Raw genomic sequence first — 19,045 nt, 5'->3', positions numbered from 1 at the left:
CGCCGAAGGCGCGGCCATCGAACACTTCGTCAGCGACTGCTCGCAGGTCGCTCGAAGGTTCGGACGCGAGACGGGCCGCGAACACGCAGCGCCGAAGGCGCTGCCAATAGACTCAGCCGGGTGGCTCAGCGGATTCCTGTTCTCATAGTCGCCGGGTTTCTCGGATCCGGGAAGACGACGCTGCTCAACCATCTGCTGCGCAACAACCGGGGTACGCGGATCGGGGTGGTGGTCAACGACTTCGGAGCCATCAATATCGATTCCATGCTGGTGGCAGGCCAGGTCGATGCGATGGTGTCACTCGGCAACGGATGCGTCTGCTGCGCGGTGGATGTCGGCGAACTCGACGATTTGTTCACCAGGCTCGCGCAGCCGCGCGCCAAGATCGACGTGATCGTGGTCGAGGCCAGCGGACTTGCTGAACCGCGCAATCTGATTCGGATGGTGGTCGGTAGCGAGAACCCGCGCATCCGCTACGGCGGTTTGGTCGAGGTGGTCGATGTCGAGCAGTTCCCGGACAGTCGCGAGCGTCATCCGGAACTCGCCACCCATCTGCGCTTGGCGGATCTGGTTGTACTCAACAAAGCCGATCGAGTGTCGCCGGAGCGGCTGGACGGGTTGCGGCAGGAGATCGCCGAACTGATCGGGCAGGCGCCGGTTTACGCGACCACCCATGGCCGCATCGACCCGGGCCTGTTGTTCGACGAGCCGCTGCGTGAAATCCCGCGGGTCGCCGAACAATTGAGTTTCGACGAACTGCTTCACGACCACGACCATGACGATCTTGTCGAGCGGCCTGCAAGCAGTCGCTACGGGCCGCACCGGCATCTGCACGACGACTACACCAGCGTGTCCTTCACCAGCGACCGGGAATTGGATCCGCGCCGCCTGGTCGAATTCCTCGAGGATCCGCCGCCCGGACTGTTCCGCGCCAAGGGATTCGCCGCCTTCGGGGTCGCCGCCGAGCGTCGGAAGTTCGTGCTACACATGGTCGGTCGCCATATCGTCTTCGAACCGGACTCCTGGTCGCGCGGCGAATCGCGCACGACCCGATTGGTGCTGATCGGTGCGGGGCTGCCCGCCGACGCGGCTTTGGCGCGGCTGCACGATACCGTGCACACCGCCGCCGAACCGCTGGACCAGCAAGCCATGCTCGGCGTCTGGCGCTATACCCCGCACTGATGCCCGAAAGGTTGGCGCGTTCCGCTAGAAGCTGGCGCGTTCGGTACTTGGCGCGGCGATCGCACGGACATAGAACTGACGTATTGCCCCGCCGCGCGCGGCATGTGCGCAACGGAGCGAACGTGGCGCGTGCGGTGTCGGTTCGACCCACGAACCGTGATCGACCGTATTTGTCTCTACGACCGATTGGAGAGTTCCGTGTCAGAGACCTGGGAGAGTGCCACCGCGTACGTGGTCGCGGCGTTGGAGGCCAAGGGCACCGCGACTCGCGATGATTTCGATGTGCCCGCCATCGTCGCCGCCACCCGAGATATCGCCGATGGCTGGGATTTTCGTGCCATCGAGGATTCGACCTTCTGGCGGATCGCGGCGACCTTCCTGAAGGTCTGACCGAGCACGGGTGACGGTACGGGATGCGGCGTATCAGGCCGGTAGTTCCGATCGGTGTATGAGCTGGGTCATGGATCGACGGCGGGCTGCCCGCCGCATCGAACCCACATCCGAATATCCGAGCAATTCGGCTTGGCGCGATCGGCTCAGCGTGATGCCATTCGCGCTCGACTGCGCGAGGCGGGCATCACGAGCCCGCTCCAATTCCGTCCGCCATGTGGTACCCGCCTCCGTCAGCCGACGCTGCAGCGTCCGCGGACTGGTGGCGAGCCGGTGTGCTACCCGATCCAGCGATACCGCACCCTCGGCCAATGTCTCGGCCAGTGCGGCCGCCACTCGATCCGGCCATGCGGTCGCCAAGGGCGGCGGTGGCGGCAGGGCGTTGGCGAGCGGCCGCAGTACGGTCGCCAGTACCGGATCGCTGGTGGTCAGCGGCAGTTCCATATCGGCGGCGCGGAAGGTCATGGTATCGACCGGTGCGTCGAATTCGATGGCGGTCGTGCCGAACACCTCGACGTAGGTGTCGATTTTGTCCGGTGCCTGCTGCCGCAGCATCACCCGCAGCGGAATGAGCGGATCGCGGACCACGCGTCGCGCGCGGCTGAGCACCGCGGTCAGTCCCCACAGCTGGGTCAGGTCGCGGCCGCGGCCCTCGCCATTGATCATGTCCAGATAAAGCGTGACCTCGTGCTCGTTCTCGGTGACCAGGTCGAAGCGATGATTGGTGGTCACTGCGGCCACGTAGGGACCACAGGTGGCCAGGCCCGCACCGAGCGTCGGCGCGGTGGAGAACAGATAGTCGTAGAGGCCGAGACTGTTGAGTTTGTAGCGGCTGGCCACATGCAATGCGACATTCGGATCACCGAGCCCGTGTTCGCCCAGTTCCCACAGTCGCGAGAAGGTGTGACTCGGCAGGTGGACGTCCTCGCCGACCATGGTCCATTCGGGTAGGCCGGTCTCGCGGATCAGCCGATCCCGATCCAGCCCGGCGTCCGTGAGTTGCGAGATGACGAATCTGTGCAGCAGTACCTGATCGGTTCCCAATGCGCCCCCTCTACCGCGGACCGACGTATCTTGTCCGGGGAGAACGCTATCCCGCGCCTATTGAATCGTCACTGAATTCGCGTCACAGTGTTGTTTCGGGTAACAACAGCAGGCGCTCACGTCCCGGTTATGCACAGGCAATGGGCCTTTACCCGCAGGCGTTCACCCATTCCGAGAGTCCGTCGGCGAAGAGCTGGCGCTTCCAGATCGGCACCTCGTGTTTGATCCGATCCACCAATTCCGCACAGGTGGTGAAGGCTTCGGCGCGGTGTGGGGCCGCGACGGCGACGACGATCGCGAGATCGCCGATGGTCAACTGACCGATTCGGTGGACGGCCGCGACCGGGAGTCCGGAGCGCTCGGCGAGTTCCGAACAGCAATTTCGCAGGAACCGTTCAGCTTCCGGATGCGCCGAATATTCCAAAGCGGAAACCGCTTGTCCGCCATCGTGATTGCGCACTTTGCCGGTGAAAACCACAACGGCGCCGTGTTCCGGTCCGGTCACCGCCGCCTCGACAGCCGCCGGATCGAGTGGCTGATCGCTGATACCGGCCAGGCGTACGGTCGCGAATTCACTTGTTGTCATGGTTGCCGCCTCCGGCTACTTGCGCGAGCAGATGATCCAGCAGCGGCTCGAGCACCGCCATACCGTCTTTGACCCCACCGGGAGAGCCGGGCAGATTCACCACCACCGATCGGCCCGCCAGTCCGGCCACCCCGCGACTGAGCGCGGCAAGTGGGAATTTCGCGGTGCCGCGTTGCCGAATCGCCTCGGCGACACCGGGCAATTCGCGATCCAGGACGGCCAGCGTCGCCTCGGGTGTCGCATCGGTGGGCGAGGCGCCGGTGCCGCCGGTGCTGATCACCAGCGACGGTCCGAACCGCAGGGCATCGGCCAAGCCGATATCGATTTCGGCGTCGGCGTAGATCAGCGGGCCGCGCACCGAGAAGCCGAGTTCGCCAAGCCATTCCGCGAGAACGGGACCGGTGGTGTCCACCCGGGTGCCGCACGCGGCGCCGGTGGAGGCGACCAGGACGACGGCGGAGCGCTGATCGAAATCCGAGATCTCCTCCGGCGCAACGTCTTCCGTGTCGGGCTCTGGTTCGTCGGAAAGCGCGGGAATGTCCACGAACTCCCGCTCCGCGGGCCGCTCCCAATGTCCGTGCTTGCCACCCTCTTTGGTGAGCAGTCGGACGCCATTGAGCGTCGCGGCCGGGTCGACCGCCTTGACCATGTCGTGCAGGGTGAGTCCGGCCACCGCCACGGCGGTCAGTGCTTCCATCTCGACACCGGTGGGGCCCTTGGTCTTCGCGCTCGCCTCGATCGTGATGCTGTCCTCGGTGAAGCCGAATTCGACCTTCACCGAGGACAAGGCCAACTGATGGCACAGCGGAATGAGTTCGGAGGTCTTCTTCGCACCCGCGATACCGGCGATCCGCGCGGTCGGGAGCACATCGGCCTTCGGCATATCGTCGGCCCGGACCAGTGCGACCACCTCGGCGGTGGTTTGCAGCTCACCGGCCGCGACCGCGATCCGAGTGGTGTCGGATTTCGCGCTCACATCGACCATGCGGGCGCGACCTTCCTGATCGACATGGGACAACTCGCTCATAATGACCACACTCGCACAGGTGCGCCGACCGGCAGCGAGGTGACCTCGGCGGGCACATCGATCAGGACATCCGCCCAGGCCATGCCCGCGATTAGATGCGAACCCGGGCCGGAGGCGACCTCGACGGCAGTCGGCCTGCGATGTAATCCGGGCGCCGCGGCGTCCTCGCGCACCAGTTGACCGCGCAGGAATTGGCGTCGTCCCTCGGGGGAGCGCACCGCATTGCGCAGCGGCACCTCGTAGATCTCCACCTCGGGCAAGCCAGCGATGTGACGCAGTATCGGCCGCGCGAACACCTCGAACGACACCATGGTGCTCACCGGATTCCCGGGAAAACTCAGCACCGGTACGCCGTTGACGACGGTAAGCCCTTGTGGTCCACCGGGTTGCACCGCGACCGAGCCGAATTCGCCGCCCAGCGGTTGCAATACGTCCTTGACCACCTCGAAATCGCCTTTGGACACCCCACCGGAGGTGAAGACGATATCGGCGGATTTCGTTGCGGCGGAGAGCAATGCGCGGAACTTTGCCGGATTGTCGGTACTGTGCTCCACCGAGACGACGTTGACGCCATTGGCGCGCAGCGCGGCCGCGAGGGCGATGCCGTTGGAGTTGTAGATCTGACCGGGACGCAATGGTGTTCCGGCGGCGACCAATTCGTCACCGGTGGTGATGACCGCCGCCCGAATCGGTTGGAAAACCGGCACATTCGGCAGTCCGACCGCTGCCAGTGCGGCAATATGGCGGGGGGCCAGCGTGGTGCCCGCGCGGGCCAGCAGCTCGCCGGTGCGCACATCGGTGCCCGGTTCGCGCACGAACTCACCCGCCGTGCGGCCTTGTTCGACCGTCACCGTCGCGTCGTCACTGTGCGCATCTTCTACCGGCACCACACAGTCGGCGCCAGGCGGAATCGGCGCACCGGTCATCACCTTCATCGCGGTGCCGTGCGGCAATGGCGTCTGTCCGGCAGCGCCCGCCGCGACCACACCGACCAGCGGCAGCGTCACCGGAGTGACCACCACCGATTCGGCACGCACCGCATATCCGTCCATCGCCGAGTTGCGGAACACCGGCAGGTCGACCGGTGCGTGGATATCGTCGGCCAGTTGTCGGCCCAGCGCCGCGGGCACCGGGACGGATTCGACCGCACGGGCGGCCAGCGGGCGCAGCAGCGCCTCGATGGTGTCTCGGTATGCGTCGACGGACCGAGCGGTGGCGGGCGGGCTGGGCCGGTGGCCACCGGAGGTGTCGGCACGCGAGGTCATATGGTCAGCCTAATCGCCGAGCGGTAGCGAGTTCTCTTGTCGTATCGCACGAACGCTCACCCGTTGAACTCGGAGTCTGTGAGCTCGAGATGGTGCGGTCCGCCCATGGGCACAGCGTCCGGACCGGTCATAATGGACTGGTGACGTTGGTCGAGATGGGGATTCCTACCGTGCGGCCCAGGCTGCCCTCACTCGACGGACGGCCCGATACGCCGTATCTGGTTGATCGATTCGGGCGCACCGCACGCGATCTGCGCGTATCGATCACCGAGAAGTGTTCGCTGCGATGTACCTACTGCATGCCCGAGGAGGGCCTGCCCGCGATTCCGCAGGACGAACTGCTCACGGTCGAGGAGATTGTGCGACTCGTCACGCTCGCGGTGCGGGAGTTGGGGGTGCGCGAGGTCAGGTTCACCGGCGGTGAGCCGCTGCTGCGCCGCGATCTGGAGCGGATCATCGCGGGCTGTCATGAGCGAGTGCCCGAGGTCCCGCTGTCCATGACGACCAATGGCGTCGGGCTCGCCCATCGGGCCCGCGCTCTCGCGGCCGCCGGGCTGAGCCGGGTGAATGTTTCGCTGGATACCGTGGATCGGCTCGGCTTCGCCCGCCTGACCCGCCGCGATCGGCTCGAATCGGTCTTCGCGGGCATCCGAGCGGCCAGAGATGCCGGATTGGCGCCCATGAAGATCAATGCCGTACTGATGCGCGACACCCTCGCCGGGGCGCCGGATTTGCTGCGCTGGTGTCTGGACGAGGGCTGTGAACTGCGGTTCATCGAGGAGATGCCGCTGGACGCCGATCACGAATGGGCCCGCGCCAATATGGTGACCGCGGCCGAATTGCTCGCGGTGCTCGGTACTCGGTTCACCCTGACCGAGGTCGGACGGTCGGATCCCGCCGCCCCCGCGGAGAAGTGGCTCGTAGACGGCGGTCCGGCGGCGGTCGGCATCATCGCGACGGTGACCCGCAAATTCTGCGACACCTGCGACCGGACCCGGCTCACCGCCGACGGCATGCTGCGGTCGTGCCTGTTCAGCGATCAGGAATTCGATGTGCGCCAAGCGCTGCGGATGGGCGCGGACGACGATGAGATCGCGACGATCTGGCGCGGCGCCATGTGGAACAAATGGGCGGGACACGGGATCGATGCCGAGGATTTCGTCCCGCCGGAACGCACGATGGGAGCCATCGGTGGTTGAGATCCGCTACTTCGCCGCGATCGCCGACGCCGTCGGCAAGGACCGGGAAACCCTGGACTTTCCGGCCGACGCCACCATCGCCGACCTGCGCACCACCCTCGCCGAGTCCTACGGTCCCGACCTCGACAAGATGCTCGCCGTCTGCGCCTACCTCGTCGGCGACGAACTCACCCGTGACCCGTCGGTCGCGCTGACTCCGCGAGTCGACGTCCTACCCCCCTTCGCCGGTGGCTGACGGTGTGTGTGGGCAACTAGGTGCTCCTCGACCGGGTTAGCATCTGCGCCAATGCAGTGCGCCGGACCGGATCAGGAGTCGATATGCCCCAGCCCCCGAATCAGGTACTTGCGCAGCACCCGGTGGTGGTGCGGTTCCACCAGGTGCGGGGCGAGAGTCTGCAACTGCGGGTGGCGGACTGGATCACGAAGTTCGCCGGGTCTATGCGGTTCGTCTATATCCACGCCATAGGTTTCGCGATCTGGATGATTTGGGCCGAACAGAGTCCATGGCCGACGCTGACCCTGGTCGTCTCCCTGGAGGCGATATTCCTGTCCACCTTCGTGATGATCGGCCAGAATCGGCAGGCCCAGTTCCAACAGATGAAGGCCGATCACGACTTCAACGAGCAGGAGTTGGAGCTCAAGACCAATACCGAGCTGACCAGGGCCATTCATGAGATGACCAAGGAACTGCACCGCAGGCTGCTGGAGACTCCGAATCCGAAGTAGTCAGCGCCACCACGTGTCGAGCGGGGTGACCGGGACGGTGCGCTTGTGCCGGGTATTCACGAAGATCGTTTCGAGCTTCTCGGCGACCTCGGCGGTGACGTCCTTGCCCTCCAGGTAGTCATCGATCTCGCTGTAGCGCAGGCCGAGTGCCTCCTCGTCCGGCAGGGCGGGGCGGTCGTCCTCGAGATCGGCGGTCGGCACCTTGGACCAGATGCTCGATGGTGCGCCGAGTTCCTGCAGCAGCGCCGCGCCCTGGCGCTTGGTGAGGCCGGTGAGCGGCGTGATGTCGACGCCGCCGTCGCCGAATTTGGTGAAGAAACCGGTGACCGCCTCGGCTGCGTGATCGGTGCCGACGACGAGCATATTCTCCTGGCCGGCGATGGCGTACTGGATGACCATGCGTTCGCGGGCCTTGATATTGCCGCGCACGAAATCGCGCAGTTTGTCCACCTTCTGGGCGACGGCAGTCGGCGCAGTAGACGGGATGGATGAACTCAGCGCCGAGGCCACCTCGGCGGCAACGGCATTGGCGCCGGGGCGGATATTCACCACCACAGAGCGGTCGGGCTGGATGAACCGCAGCGCGATCCGCGCATCGGCCTCATCGGCCTGCACGCCGTAGGGCAGTCGCACCGCGATAAAGGCGGCATCCGCGCCGTCCGCACGCAGTTCCTCGACGGCGAGCTGGCACAGTCGTCCGGCCAGCGCGCTGTCCTGACCACCGCTGATGCCGAGTACGAAACCTCGTGCGGGACTTGCGTTCAGATAGTCCTTGAGAAAATCGACCCGACGGCGTACCTCGAGCTTCGGTTCGATATTCGATTGGACGCCCAACTCGGCGATGATCTGTTCACGCAGGTTCCCCATGACGCATCACTCTACTGGCCGCGCCGAGATGACAACCCGTCGAACGAACGCCTCCCAGTTATCGCCGATCCGACAGCGGTCGTAACCCAGGACATGCATTTGATGCATCACCAATGCGGCGCCGAGCAGGCCGAGCAGACCATCGGCGACCAACACCACATCGTCGTCGATCCGCGCTTGCCGCAACAGCATCGTCACGTGCGCACGCAGCAGTCCGTAGGGCGGGCCGGTAAAACGGTCGCCCGCCTCGCCGATTTCCGCGGCGCGATGCAGTTCGCCCGCGACCTCTATATCGAGTAGCCGGGCCCGGCCGAAGGCGACCAATCGCTCCACCGGTGCGGCGCCCGGTCCCAGCGGTGGTGGCCCGAACATGAACTCTTCCTGGAACTTTCGCTCGGCGTGGTCCAGGAGCGCGCGCAACAGCCCCGACCTGCTGCCGAACCGTCGGAAGACGGTGCCCTTGCCGACGCCCGCCCGCTTGGCGAGTGCGTCCATGGTCAGGCTGTCCACACCTTGTTCGCGCACGATCTCCTGCGCCGCGTCCAGCAGTAGCTGGCGGTTGCGCGCGGCATCAGCGCGTTCGTGATTTCCGGGCAGGGGCGCACCGATGCCGAGCAACGGGCGCTCGGGCATCATTCCGTCCGGCATGGATGTGCTGTAGCTCACAGGCCTCTCGCGGTTCTCCCGGGAATGGAATCGGACCATGGTCCGGTTAGTGTAGGCAAAAGACCGGACACCACATTCAGTACACCAGGAGTCATCCATGAGCGAGCGAATCAACAACACAGCGCCCTTGGCGGACGGCGAAGCCGGGACCCGGACCCGGATCCTTACCCTTGTCGGCAGCCTTCGCGCCGCCTCGATCAACCGCAGGCTCGCCGAGGCCGCGGCTCAGACCGCGCCCGATGGCGTCGAGATCTCCATCTACGACGGCCTCGGTGATATCCCCTTCTACAACGAGGATCTCGACGTACCCGGCTACGTACCCGCCGCCGCACAGGCGCTGCGCGACGCGGTCGCCGCATCCGATGGCCTGCTCCTGGTGACGCCCGAGTACAACGGCAGCATTCCCGCCGTGCTCAAGAACGCCATCGACTGGGCCTCGCGCCCGTACGGCGCCGGAGCGATCAAGGATCAGCCGGTCGCCGTGGTCAGTGGTTCGATCAGCCCGAATGCGGCCAAGTGGGCGCACGGCGATGTGGTCAAGGCGCTCGGCGTCGCGGGCGCCCGGGTTGTCGAGACCGCCCACCTGCACTTCGCCGGATTCGGCGAGCGGTTCGCCGCATCGCATCCGCGCGAGGATGCCGAGGCGCTGACGCAGCTCGGCGCGACCGTGCACGAACTGGTTCAGGCGACCGGCGAACTGGTGTCCGCCTAAGCGTCGAGGTCCCGCCGGCAGGGTCGCCCCCGACTCCATCCGTGGAGTACGGGGGCGACCCTTTTCGTTCGTCGAAAGAGGTTTGCTGGAAGGGCGCTACGGTACGAAATTGTGATCTGCGCCACTGTTGTGTCGGGTTGCGAATCGAGCGTCCAGGTACTTACCGCTTGGGAATTTCATCTTTGTGACTCGCAACATGTCGTGTTGTATGAATCTGTCGGCCACTAGGTGTAGTGTCTTCGATACTGGAAGACGGGATGAGATCAGCTTCGGCCGCGAGCGGCTGAGCAGGGATTTCAGGTACGGATCCAGGAGTTTGCGCAGCGTAGTCGGATCAAAGCGCCGCTAGCGACTCTTGCAGGTCGCTCGCAACGGTCAGCATACGGATCACAGGCTGTGGATCAGGCATAGGAGAGAGGGACATCAATGACCATCACCGTGTACACCAAGCCCGCTTGCGTCCAGTGCAATGCCACCTACAAGGCGCTCGACAAGGCTGGGGTGGACTACGAAGTCATCGACATCTCCGAGAACGACGATGCGCGTGATTACGTCATGGCGCTGGGGTACCTGCAGGCGCCGGTCGTCGTCGCCGGTGAGGACCACTGGTCCGGCTTCCGCCCCGACCGCATCAAGTCGCTCGCGACCGTGGCTGCCTGATCGCATCCAGCTTTCTGGTGTATCCGATGGAAGGGGGAGGAGGTAGCCATGTCTACAGGGACAGCGCTGGTCTACTTCTCCAGTGCCTCGGAGAATACGCACCGCTTCGTCGAGAAGCTGGGACTCCCGGCGACTCGCATACCACTGCACACCGCTGACTCACTGCGCGTAGACGAACCATACGTGCTGATCGTCCCCACCTACGGGGGCGGTCGGCACGTACTGGGGGGAAATAGATCCGATAGGGATTTCGTGCCGCGGCAGGTCGCCAAGTTCCTCAACGATCCGCACAACCGTGCGCTGCTGCGCGGCGTCGTCGCGGCGGGCAACACGAACTTCGGCGATACCTATTGCTATGCGGGCGAGGTGATCTCGCGCAAGTGCGGGGTGCCCTACCTGTATCGCTTCGAACTCATGGGAACCGCTGAGGACGTCGAGCGCGTCCGCGAGGGATTGGGATTGTTTTGGCAACAGCAACGACAGCACCGACCGGCAAGACAGCTCGCTTAGAGCAGCCTCCGGTCCGTACCGCCGAGACGGGCGAGGTCATGGACTACCACGCCCTCAACGCGATGCTGAACCTGTACGGCCCCGACGGAAAGATCCAGTTCGACAAGGACCGCGAGGCCGCGCACCAGTACTTCCTGCAGCACGTCAACCAGAACACCGTCTTCTTCCACAATCTGGACGAGAAGCTGGACTACCTGGTCGACGAGAACTATTACGAGGCAGAGGTTCTCGACCAGTACAGCCGCGCGTTCATCAAGTCGCTGTTCCAACAGGCCTACGCCAAGAAGTTCCGGTTCCCGACCTTCCTCGGCGCGTTCAAGTACTACACCTCCTACACGCTCAAGACCTTCGACGGTAAGCGCTACCTGGAGCGGTTCGAGGACCGGGTTTGCATGGTGGCGCTGACGCTGGCGGCCGGTGACGAGGTGCTCGCGAGCAAGCTGGTCGACGAGATCATCGACGGGCGCTTTCAGCCGGCCACCCCGACCTTCCTCAACTCGGGTAAGAAGCAGCGCGGTGAGCCGGTGTCCTGCTTCCTGCTGCGCATCGAGGACAATATGGAGTCGATCGGCCGCTCCATCAACTCGGCGCTGCAGCTGTCCAAGCGCGGCGGCGGAGTTGCCCTGCTGCTCACCAATATTCGTGAGCACGGTGCGCCGATCAAGAAGATCGAGAACCAGAGCTCGGGTGTCATCCCGATCATGAAGCTGCTCGAGGATTCGTTCTCCTACGCCAACCAGCTGGGCGCTCGCCAGGGTGCGGGCGCGGTGTACTTGCACGCGCACCACCCCGACATCTACCGGTTCTTGGATACCAAGCGGGAGAACGCGGACGAGAAGATCCGCATCAAGACACTGTCGCTGGGTGTGGTGATCCCGGACATCACCTTCGAGCTGGCGAAGAAGAACGAGGATATGTACCTCTTCTCGCCCTACGACGTGGAGCGCATCTACGGCGTGCCGTTCGCCGATATCAATGTCACCGAGAAGTACTACGAGATGGTCGACGACAAGCGCATCCGCAAGTCGAAGATCAAGGCGCGCGAGTTCTTCCAGACCATTGCCGAGCTGCAGTTCGAATCCGGTTACCCGTACATCATGTTCGAGGACACGGTGAACCGGGCCAATCCGATCGCGGGCAAGATCACCCACTCGAATCTGTGCTCGGAGATCCTGCAGGTATCGACGCCGTCGCTGTTCAACGACGACCTGTCCTATGCCAAGGTGGGTAAGGACATTTCCTGCAACCTCGGCTCGTTGAATATCGCCAAGACGATGGATTCACCCGACTTCGCGCGGACCATCGAGGTGGCGATCCGGGCGCTGACCGCGGTATCGGACCAGACACACATCTACTCGGTGCCCTCGATCGAACAGGGCAACAACGAATCCCACGCGATCGGCCTCGGTCAGATGAATCTGCACGGGTATCTGGCTCGCGAGCGGGTGCGCTACGGGTCCGAAGAGGGGATCGACTTCACCAACATCTACTTCTATACCGTGGTGTACCACGCGATTCGGGCCTCGAACCTGATCGCGAAGGAGCGCGGTGCCTACTTCGGCGGCTTCCCCGAATCCAAGTACGCCTCCGGTGAGTACTTCGACAAGTACACCGATCAGGTGTGGGAGCCGAAGACCGAACGGATCGCGCAGCTGTTCGCCGATGCGGGCGTGCACATTCCGACCCAGGACGATTGGCGTGAGCTGAAGGCCTCGGTCATGCAGCACGGCATCTACAACCAGAACCTGCAAGCCGTCCCGCCGACCGGCTCGATCTCCTACATCAACCATTCCACCAGCTCGATTCACCCGGTGGCGTCGAAGATCGAGATCCGCAAGGAAGGCAAGATCGGCCGCGTCTACTACCCGGCCCCCTACCTCACCAACGACAACCTCGAGTACTACGAGGACGCCTACGAAATCGGCTACGAGAAGATCGTCGACACCTACGCCGCCGCCACCCAACACGTGGACCAGGGCCTGTCGCTGACCCTTTTCTTCAAAGACACCGCCACCACCCGCGACCTCAACCGCGCCCAGATCTACGCCTGGCGCAAGGGCATCAAAACCCTCTACTACATCCGCCTGCGCCAAATGGCTTTGGAGGGAACCGAAGTAGAGGGCTGCGTCTCCTGCATGCTGTGATTTGCGGCTCTGCGGCAACGGATTCCGTTGCCGCAGGCCTGCGCCCGGTCATCGTAAGGCTCAGCCGAAGAGTTGGAGGGGAGTTACTACGACGGTGAAGGTGCCTACACACCAGAGCTTGATCAATTGCCAGAGGGTGGGGAAGGTGCCATCGGGGTAGCGCAGGCGCAGGTCGAAGAAGGCTTTGCCGAGGGTTGTGCCGGTTATGCGCTGGATGAATGTGCGGTGTACGAAAGATGTTGCGACGGCGGCGGTTACGGCCAAGGGTATGGCCTGCTTGGGGTCTGGGGAATATTCGGTGATCGTGAGCCAGACGGCGCCGCCGATTGCTGCGTGCAGCAGCAGATCGATGGCGAAGGCGATCAGCATCGACCATCTCGGCTCTTCGATGGTGCCGTCGGGGCGCGGCCGACCGGCGTTCAACGACATCGAATCGTATTTTGTCGCTTGGGGTTTGCGTACCGGTTCGACAGAGCGCAGTGACCCGTTCGGGTCGTGTTCGAACCGCGACTGCACAGCCGGAGGCGGCATCGGCGCGTCCGCGTAGCGGCCCGGATTGCCATGTACCACAGATATCTCCCGAGTCATCGTGTCGTGAGCTGATCGCCGACCATTGTGTCAGCGGTCCCAGTGGTGGGAGGTCCGCAGGCGCAGCGGCCTGCGGACCTCGAGCGGGTTACCGCAGGGCGGGGGCTATTTCGCGTTCGAAGAGGTCGATTCCGCTGGTGTCGTAGGCGGCTTCGGGGAAGTTGAAGATGGCGTAGCCGAGGCCGAGTTCGCGGACGACGGACAGGCGCTCGGTGATCTGTTCCGGGGTGCCGACGGCGGGGGAGGTGCGGAGCATACCGTCGACGAAGGATTTGGCCCGGTCGTCGCTGATCACCGTGGCCAAGCGGGCTTGCAGGGTCGAAAGGCGTTGCTCGACTTCGGCTTCCGTTGACCCGATGACCGCGTTGAAGTTCGAGGAGCGCACGATGGCATCGAAATCGGTGCCGACCTCGGCGCAGTGCGCGCGCAGAATTTCGGACTTGTGCGTGAATTCCTCGGGTGCGCCGCTGAAGTTGGTGTACTGGGCGTACTTCGCCGCGATTCGCAGCGTCTTCTTCTCACCGCCACCCGCGACCCAGATCGGAATACCGCCCTCCTGCAACGGAAGTGGCCGCACTATCGCACCGTCGACCTGGTAGTACTTACCGTCCAGCGTGGCCTTGCCCTCGGTCCAGGCTTGGCGGAAGATCTGCACGCCTTCGTCGAGCCGCCCGAGTCGCTCACCCGCCGACGGGAATCCGTAACCGTAAGCGCGCCACTCGTGTTCGTACCAGCCGCCGCCGATGCCCATCTCCACCCGGCCGCCGGAGATCAGATCCGTGGTCGCGGCGACCTTGGCCAGATATGCCGGATTGCGGTAGCTGATCGCGGTACACATCTGCCCCAGCCGAATGCGTGATGTGGTGGCCGCGAACGCCGCCATCAGCGTCCACGCCTCGTGCGTGGCCTCCTCGGTCGGCACCGGCACCGTGTGGAAGTGGTCGTACACCCATAGCGATTCCCAGGTATCTCCGGCATCCGCCCGCTGGGCGAGATCGCGCATCACCCCCCACTGCGCCGCCGGGTCGATATCGACCAAATCCAGCCGCCACCCCTGTGGAATGAAGATGCCGAAGCGCACAGATCTCTCCTTCGTGTGTTTACACAAAAACTAGCCGCAACGATCCTCGCGGGCCTCCCAAGATTGGCGCAGAGTTCGACTCGGCCTGCGTCGAATCACCTCCCGACCGGGAAATCGCTGGCGGGGCAGGCGCGGTACGGGTAATGCTGAAGGTCGATGAACAACGAAAGACAACAGCGACTCGGCATCGACTTCGGCCGGGTCATCCAGGGCGCGGCCTTCGCGGCGGGCGCCGCGGACACCGTATTTCTGTCCGGGGGTATCGAGCAGGCGCTGGCATCACCGCCGAGTGCAGACGCGTTCGAGGTATTGGCCCGGTTGGTGCGTCGGTTCGACGGTCAGGCCTGGGTCATCTCGAAATGCGGGCCACGGGTTCAAGAACGCACCCTGCAGTGGCTGGACCACCACGGGTTCTACGACCGCACGGGCGTGCCGAAGGACAATGTGCGGTTCTGTCGGGCCCGGTCGGATAAGGCGAAACACTGCGCGCAATTGGGGATCACACACATGATCGACGACCGCATGCAGGTGCATGAGGCCCTGCGCGATCTGGTGCCGCATCTGTATCTGTTCGGCGTACAGGATGGGCCGATACCGGACTGGGTCGAGCACACCCTCACCTGGCCCGATGTCGAGATCGCCGTCGGTGCCACGCTGACAGCCTGACACCGGATGTGGGTCCGGTCATATCCGAGCGGGATATCGTCGATCTTTACGCGATTCGAGTGTGAACACCCGCCTCAGCGCATGTATCCTTCAACCGGAAGCTGTGCGGTCGGCCCGATCCGGGCGGCGCCTTCGAGTAATCCGCAGTGGTGACGGCCCTGTGGCGGCATTGAGGAGGTGGGGTTGCGATGCGCAGCGAACCTCCCAGTCGAAGGCCGCGCGGCGCCGCCCCTTCGTAAAACCGTCCTGCAGTAGTCGGTCCAGGGGTTGGTGCCCGCGGTGTGACTTCGTTTTCGATTCACTCGCTTACTCGCCCGCGTGCTGAGGACCTCCCATGTCGCAGACCGATCTCATCGAAGCACGTCCGACGCTGTCCGCATCCCTGCAGGACATCGTGGACACCCATCGTGTCGCCGCCGCGCTCGACTGGCTCGACAACCAGCAGCCGCATGTCATAGCGGACGAGCTCGCGCGCATGGACGCCGTCCAGGCGGGCATCGCCTTCCGTCTGCTCGACAAGGATCTGGCGCTCGCCGTGTTCGAGGAACTCGAACCCGTTGACCAGCAACAGATCCTGGAGGGTCTGCGTGATCAGAGCTTCCGCGATCTGGTCGAGGCCATGGATCCTGACGACCGCGCCAGGATGCTGCGTGAGGCGCCGGCGAAGGTCGCCAAGAAGGTGCTGGCCGGACTGAGTGCGCGTGAACGCCGGATGACCGCTTCATTGCTCGGCTATCCGGAGGGTTCGGTCGGGCTGTACATGACGCCGGAAGTCGTTGCGCTGCCGCGGAATTTGAGTGTGCCGGATGCTTTGCAGACCGTGCGGATAAAGGGCATCAATGCCGAAACGGTGTACACGCTGCCTGTCGTCGACGCCGGTCGCCGACTCACCGGCATTGTCGAATTGCGCGAGCTGGTACTGAGTCGTCCCGACGCCATGGTGTCGGATCTGGTCGTCACCGAGCCGACATTCGTGCGCGCGACCGACTCCGCCGAGAAGGCGGCGCGGCTGATGCGCGAAACCAATGTCATCAACCTGCCGGTCGTCGACAGCGAGGACCGGCTGGTCGGACTTCTCACCATCGATGACGCCGTCGAGGTCATCGAGGCCGCCGACAGTGAGGATGTCGCCAAGCAGGCGGGTTCCGCACCCTGGGAGGGCCACTACATGGCGGCCAAAGTGTTCCAGCTGGCCCGCTACCGCGCACTCTGGTTGCTGCTGTTGCTGTTCGCGGCCACCCTGACGGTCAGTGTCACCGACTTCTTCGAGGGCACCCTGCAGCAGGCGGCGCACCTCGCATTGTTCATACCGCTGCTCATCGGCGCGGGCGGGAATGCGGGGGCCCAGGCGGCGACCGCATGTGTGCGCGCGCTGGCCGTGGGTGAGGTACGCGGCTCCGACCTGTTCAAGGTGATCTGGCGCGAATGCCGCGTCGGCCTGGTCCTCGGCACCATGCTGGCCACGGCGGGCATCGCCATCGGCGCGCTGTTCGTCGATCCGGGCACCGCCCTGGTCGTCGGCATCACGTTGGTCATCATCTGCGGCTGGGCCGCGACCATCGGCGGCACGATGCCATTGCTCGCCAAGCGATTCCGCATCGATCCGGCGGTGGTCTCGGCCCCGATGGTCACCACCCTGGTCGACGCCACCGGCCTGATCATCTACTTCACCACCGCCAAACTGGTCCTCGGCATCTGAGGCGAATCGCCCTGACGCACAAGGCTTGCCGTCTCTCGAACGTGCGTGTCCGCGTGTCTCCCGTGTGTCGGAAAAGCATTCCGACCGAAGCTTGGCAGTTGTCAGAGCCGAACGCTATTGTCGAACATGCTTTCGATGTCGAGTGGCCAAGGGGAGGGTTCGACCATGAGTACCAGCGGGAAGTCTCTTGAACAACGGGTATGCGAACTAGAACTGTGGCGCGATCACCAGATCACCCAGGATACTGTGACGGTGACGCAAATCCACGAGCAGTTAGCTGCTATCCACGCCAGCATGGGCGACATCCGCACCAGCATCGGTGATCTGGATGGCCGTTCGGTCGCGTCGCGCTTGATTTCGATGAATGTCGACATGGGAAATATGGCTTCGCGTCAAGACGTGATGGATGTACGACTGGCATCGATAGAGTCGGATGTGGGCACACTCAAGTCGGATGTCGGCACACTCAAGTCGGATGTCGGCACACTCAAGTCGGATGTGGGCACGCTGAAGTCGGATGTCGGCGTACTCAAGTCGGATGTGGGCACGCTGAAGTCGGATGTGGGCGCACTCAAGTCGGATGTGGGCACGCTGAAGTCGGATGTGGGCGCACTCAAGTCGGATGTCGGCACGCTGAAGTCGGATGTCGGCACACTCAAGTCGGACGTTGCTCAGATTCTGCAGATTTTGCGGAAACCCAACGACGACAAGTAGTTTCATGCCAAGAAATCTGGCTCGGCTCCTCTGGGGCCGAGCCAGATTTCGTTGCGGTAGCTCAGAACTCCCAGTCTTCGTCTTCGGTATTGACGGCCTTACCGATGACGTAGCTGGAGCCGGAGCCGGAGAAGAAGTCGTGGTTCTCGTCGGCATTGGGGGACAGGGCCGAGAGGATGGCCGGGTTGACTTCGGTTTCGTCCTTGGGGAACAGGCCCTCGTAGCCGAGGTTCATCAGCGCCTTGTTGGCGTTGTAGCGCAGGAACTTCTTGACGTCCTCGGTGAGGCCGACCTCGTCGTAGAGGTCCTGGGTGTATTCGACCTCGTTGTCGTAGAGCTCGAAGAGCAGCTCGAAGGTGTAGTTCTTGAGGTCTTCGCGCTCGGCCTGGCTGAGCAGTTCCAGACCCTTCTGGTACTTGTAGCCGATGTAGTAGCCGTGCACCGCCTCGTCGCGGATGATCAGGCGGATCAGGTCGGCGGTGTTGGTGAGCTTGGCCCGCGAGGACCAGTACATCGGCAGGTAGAAGCCGGAGTAGAACAGGAAGCTCTCCAGCAGGGTGGAGGCCACCTTGCGCTTGAGCGGATCGTCGCCGCGGTAGTACTCCAGCACGATCTCGGCCTTGCGCTGCAGGTTTCGGTTCTCCTCCGACCAGCGGAACGCGTCATCGATCTCGCGGGTGGAGCACAGTGTGGAGAAGATGGAGCTGTAGCTCTTGGCATGCACCGACTCCATGAACGCGATATTGGTGAGCACCGCCTCCTCATGCGGTGTCACGGCGTCCGGGATGAGGCTCACCGCACCGACCGTGCCCTGGATGGTGTCCAGCAGCGTTAGGCCGGTGAAGACCCGCATGGTCAGTTGCTTCTCGTCGGCGGTGAGGGTGTTCCAGGACGGAATGTCATTGGACACCGGCACCTTCTCGGGCAGCCAGAAGTTGCCGGTCAGGCGATCCCAGACCTCGGCATCCTTCTCGTCGGGCACCCGATTCCAGTTGATGGCCGACACCCGGTCGATCAGTTTCATCCTGCCTCCACACCCTTCCCGAGCACGCTGCCGTCACGGAATTGCTACGCCCTGAACACTACTCCTTGGGGGTGACAAGTCCGTGCAGCACAACACCTTGTGTCGCAGCGGCGTCTTTCGCGATGGCGCAGATGCGCCGGTGACCACCGCGTGCGGCACCCATTGTGCGGCACGCGATGTGAAATCCGTGCATCGATACCGGCGCTGTCATCGTGGTCGCCTGCCGTTTGCCATCCGGCCCGTCGCGGGCCCGGTGCACCGGGGATGCGTGGTTGTGGTGTCGGCGCCGAGATTG

General features: G+C 63.9%; 22 protein-coding genes. 12 read left to right on the top strand and 10 right to left on the bottom strand.

Annotated features, from left to right (window positions below):
* Positions 1 to 120: 120 nt before the first annotated feature.
* Both ACIBI6_RS13835 and ACIBI6_RS13830 read left to right on the top strand, forming a co-directional pair.
* Positions 121 to 1,182: a CobW family GTP-binding protein gene (locus ACIBI6_RS13835; RefSeq protein ID WP_364344740.1), complete on the top strand. Its 1,062-nt coding sequence runs from the start codon at positions 121 to 123 to the stop codon at positions 1,180 to 1,182.
* 198 nt (positions 1,183 to 1,380) lie between these two features.
* Complete coding sequence (locus ACIBI6_RS13830; RefSeq protein ID WP_364344737.1) at positions 1,381 to 1,572, top strand: hypothetical protein; 192 nt, start codon at positions 1,381 to 1,383, stop codon at positions 1,570 to 1,572.
* Between the two features lie 33 nt (positions 1,573 to 1,605).
* On the opposite strand, the gene ACIBI6_RS13825 is transcribed toward ACIBI6_RS13830, so the two are convergent.
* From ACIBI6_RS13825 to glp, 4 genes are all read right to left on the bottom strand, one after another.
* Positions 1,606 to 2,616 (bottom strand): AraC family transcriptional regulator ligand-binding domain-containing protein, encoded by a 1,011-nt coding sequence (locus ACIBI6_RS13825; protein ID WP_396956324.1) that lies wholly within the window; start codon positions 2,614 to 2,616, stop codon positions 1,606 to 1,608.
* 148 nt (positions 2,617 to 2,764) lie between these two features.
* Positions 2,765 to 3,202, bottom strand: a complete 438-nt coding sequence (locus ACIBI6_RS13820) for a molybdenum cofactor biosynthesis protein MoaE (protein ID WP_396956323.1) — start codon at positions 3,200 to 3,202, stop codon at positions 2,765 to 2,767.
* On the bottom strand, positions 3,189 to 4,229 hold the full coding sequence (moaCB, locus tag ACIBI6_RS13815; RefSeq protein ID WP_396956322.1) for a bifunctional molybdenum cofactor biosynthesis protein MoaC/MoaB: 1,041 nt from the start codon (positions 4,227 to 4,229) through the stop codon (positions 3,189 to 3,191). The genes ACIBI6_RS13820 and moaCB overlap by 14 nt, the downstream gene beginning before the upstream one ends.
* Positions 4,226 to 5,494: a gephyrin-like molybdotransferase Glp gene (glp, locus tag ACIBI6_RS13810; protein ID WP_364344724.1), complete on the bottom strand. Its 1,269-nt coding sequence runs from the start codon at positions 5,492 to 5,494 to the stop codon at positions 4,226 to 4,228. The genes moaCB and glp overlap by 4 nt, the downstream gene beginning before the upstream one ends.
* Positions 5,495 to 5,649: 155 nt before the next feature.
* Between glp and moaA the strand changes: the two genes are divergently transcribed.
* The 3 genes from moaA (at position 5,650) to ACIBI6_RS13795 (ending at position 7,419) form a co-directional block, all read left to right on the top strand.
* Positions 5,650 to 6,693 (top strand): GTP 3',8-cyclase MoaA, encoded by a 1,044-nt coding sequence (gene moaA, locus ACIBI6_RS13805; RefSeq protein WP_396956498.1) that lies wholly within the window; start codon positions 5,650 to 5,652, stop codon positions 6,691 to 6,693.
* A complete protein-coding gene (locus ACIBI6_RS13800) occupies positions 6,686 to 6,928 on the top strand; it encodes a MoaD/ThiS family protein (RefSeq protein WP_364344718.1) in 243 nt (80 codons plus the stop codon). Before moaA ends, ACIBI6_RS13800 begins: the two co-directional genes overlap by 8 nt.
* Positions 6,929 to 7,011: 83 nt before the next feature.
* Positions 7,012 to 7,419, top strand: a complete 408-nt coding sequence (locus ACIBI6_RS13795; protein WP_364344715.1) for a DUF1003 domain-containing protein — start codon at positions 7,012 to 7,014, stop codon at positions 7,417 to 7,419.
* Here ACIBI6_RS13795 and nadE read toward each other — a convergent pair whose 3' ends face one another.
* Positions 7,420 to 8,286 carry an ammonia-dependent NAD(+) synthetase gene (gene nadE / locus ACIBI6_RS13790; protein ID WP_364344712.1) on the bottom strand — a complete coding sequence of 289 codons (867 nt, stop codon included), beginning with the start codon at positions 8,284 to 8,286 and terminating at the stop codon, positions 7,420 to 7,422. It abuts the gene before it with no gap.
* Between the two features lie 6 nt (positions 8,287 to 8,292).
* Positions 8,293 to 8,934, bottom strand: coding sequence for a helix-turn-helix domain-containing protein (locus ACIBI6_RS13785; RefSeq protein ID WP_364344709.1), 642 nt, complete (start codon positions 8,932 to 8,934; stop codon positions 8,293 to 8,295).
* 115 nt (positions 8,935 to 9,049) lie between these two features.
* Between ACIBI6_RS13785 and ACIBI6_RS13780 the strand changes: the two genes are divergently transcribed.
* The 4 genes from ACIBI6_RS13780 (at position 9,050) to nrdE (ending at position 12,978) form a co-directional block, all read left to right on the top strand.
* Positions 9,050 to 9,664, top strand: coding sequence for an NAD(P)H-dependent oxidoreductase (locus ACIBI6_RS13780; RefSeq protein WP_396956321.1), 615 nt, complete (start codon positions 9,050 to 9,052; stop codon positions 9,662 to 9,664).
* 426 nt (positions 9,665 to 10,090) lie between these two features.
* Positions 10,091 to 10,324 carry a glutaredoxin-like protein NrdH gene (gene nrdH / locus ACIBI6_RS13775; protein ID WP_062985026.1) on the top strand — a complete coding sequence of 78 codons (234 nt, stop codon included), beginning with the start codon at positions 10,091 to 10,093 and terminating at the stop codon, positions 10,322 to 10,324.
* 48 nt (positions 10,325 to 10,372) lie between these two features.
* Positions 10,373 to 10,834 (top strand): class Ib ribonucleoside-diphosphate reductase assembly flavoprotein NrdI, encoded by a 462-nt coding sequence (gene nrdI / locus ACIBI6_RS13770; protein WP_364344702.1) that lies wholly within the window; start codon positions 10,373 to 10,375, stop codon positions 10,832 to 10,834.
* A 38-nt stretch (positions 10,835 to 10,872) separates the two neighbouring features.
* The gene (nrdE, locus tag ACIBI6_RS13765) at positions 10,873 to 12,978 is read left to right on the top strand and encodes a class 1b ribonucleoside-diphosphate reductase subunit alpha (RefSeq protein WP_364344699.1); all 2,106 of its coding nucleotides are present in this window, start codon (positions 10,873 to 10,875) and stop codon (positions 12,976 to 12,978) included.
* Between the two features lie 60 nt (positions 12,979 to 13,038).
* Here nrdE and ACIBI6_RS13760 read toward each other — a convergent pair whose 3' ends face one another.
* Both ACIBI6_RS13760 and ACIBI6_RS13755 read right to left on the bottom strand, forming a co-directional pair.
* Positions 13,039 to 13,407 carry an RDD family protein gene (locus tag ACIBI6_RS13760; RefSeq protein ID WP_364344696.1) on the bottom strand — a complete coding sequence of 123 codons (369 nt, stop codon included), beginning with the start codon at positions 13,405 to 13,407 and terminating at the stop codon, positions 13,039 to 13,041.
* Between the two features lie 247 nt (positions 13,408 to 13,654).
* Positions 13,655 to 14,647 (bottom strand): LLM class F420-dependent oxidoreductase, encoded by a 993-nt coding sequence (locus ACIBI6_RS13755; RefSeq protein WP_396956319.1) that lies wholly within the window; start codon positions 14,645 to 14,647, stop codon positions 13,655 to 13,657.
* Between the two features lie 156 nt (positions 14,648 to 14,803).
* Between ACIBI6_RS13755 and ACIBI6_RS13750 the strand changes: the two genes are divergently transcribed.
* The 3 genes from ACIBI6_RS13750 (at position 14,804) to ACIBI6_RS13740 (ending at position 17,726) form a co-directional block, all read left to right on the top strand.
* Entirely contained in the window at positions 14,804 to 15,313 is a 510-nt protein-coding gene (locus ACIBI6_RS13750; RefSeq protein WP_364344684.1) for a hypothetical protein, read from the top strand.
* A gap of 334 nt (positions 15,314 to 15,647) precedes the next feature.
* On the top strand, positions 15,648 to 17,012 hold the full coding sequence (gene mgtE, locus ACIBI6_RS13745; RefSeq protein WP_396956318.1) for a magnesium transporter: 1,365 nt from the start codon (positions 15,648 to 15,650) through the stop codon (positions 17,010 to 17,012).
* A gap of 165 nt (positions 17,013 to 17,177) precedes the next feature.
* On the top strand, positions 17,178 to 17,726 hold the full coding sequence (locus tag ACIBI6_RS13740; protein WP_396956317.1) for a hypothetical protein: 549 nt from the start codon (positions 17,178 to 17,180) through the stop codon (positions 17,724 to 17,726).
* A 61-nt stretch (positions 17,727 to 17,787) separates the two neighbouring features.
* On the opposite strand, the gene nrdF is transcribed toward ACIBI6_RS13740, so the two are convergent.
* Both nrdF and ACIBI6_RS13730 read right to left on the bottom strand, forming a co-directional pair.
* A complete protein-coding gene (gene nrdF, locus ACIBI6_RS13735) occupies positions 17,788 to 18,750 on the bottom strand; it encodes a class 1b ribonucleoside-diphosphate reductase subunit beta (protein WP_364344675.1) in 963 nt (320 codons plus the stop codon).
* Between the two features lie 58 nt (positions 18,751 to 18,808).
* Positions 18,809 to 18,961 carry a hypothetical protein gene (locus ACIBI6_RS13730; RefSeq protein WP_364344672.1) on the bottom strand — a complete coding sequence of 51 codons (153 nt, stop codon included), beginning with the start codon at positions 18,959 to 18,961 and terminating at the stop codon, positions 18,809 to 18,811.
* Positions 18,962 to 19,045 lie beyond the last annotated feature (84 nt).

The sequence above is a fragment of the Nocardia sp. NPDC050412 genome, from assembly GCF_044458825.1.
Lineage (GTDB): Bacteria > Actinomycetota > Actinomycetes > Mycobacteriales > Mycobacteriaceae > Nocardia.
This window is presented reverse-complemented; position numbering and strand designations above follow the sequence as displayed.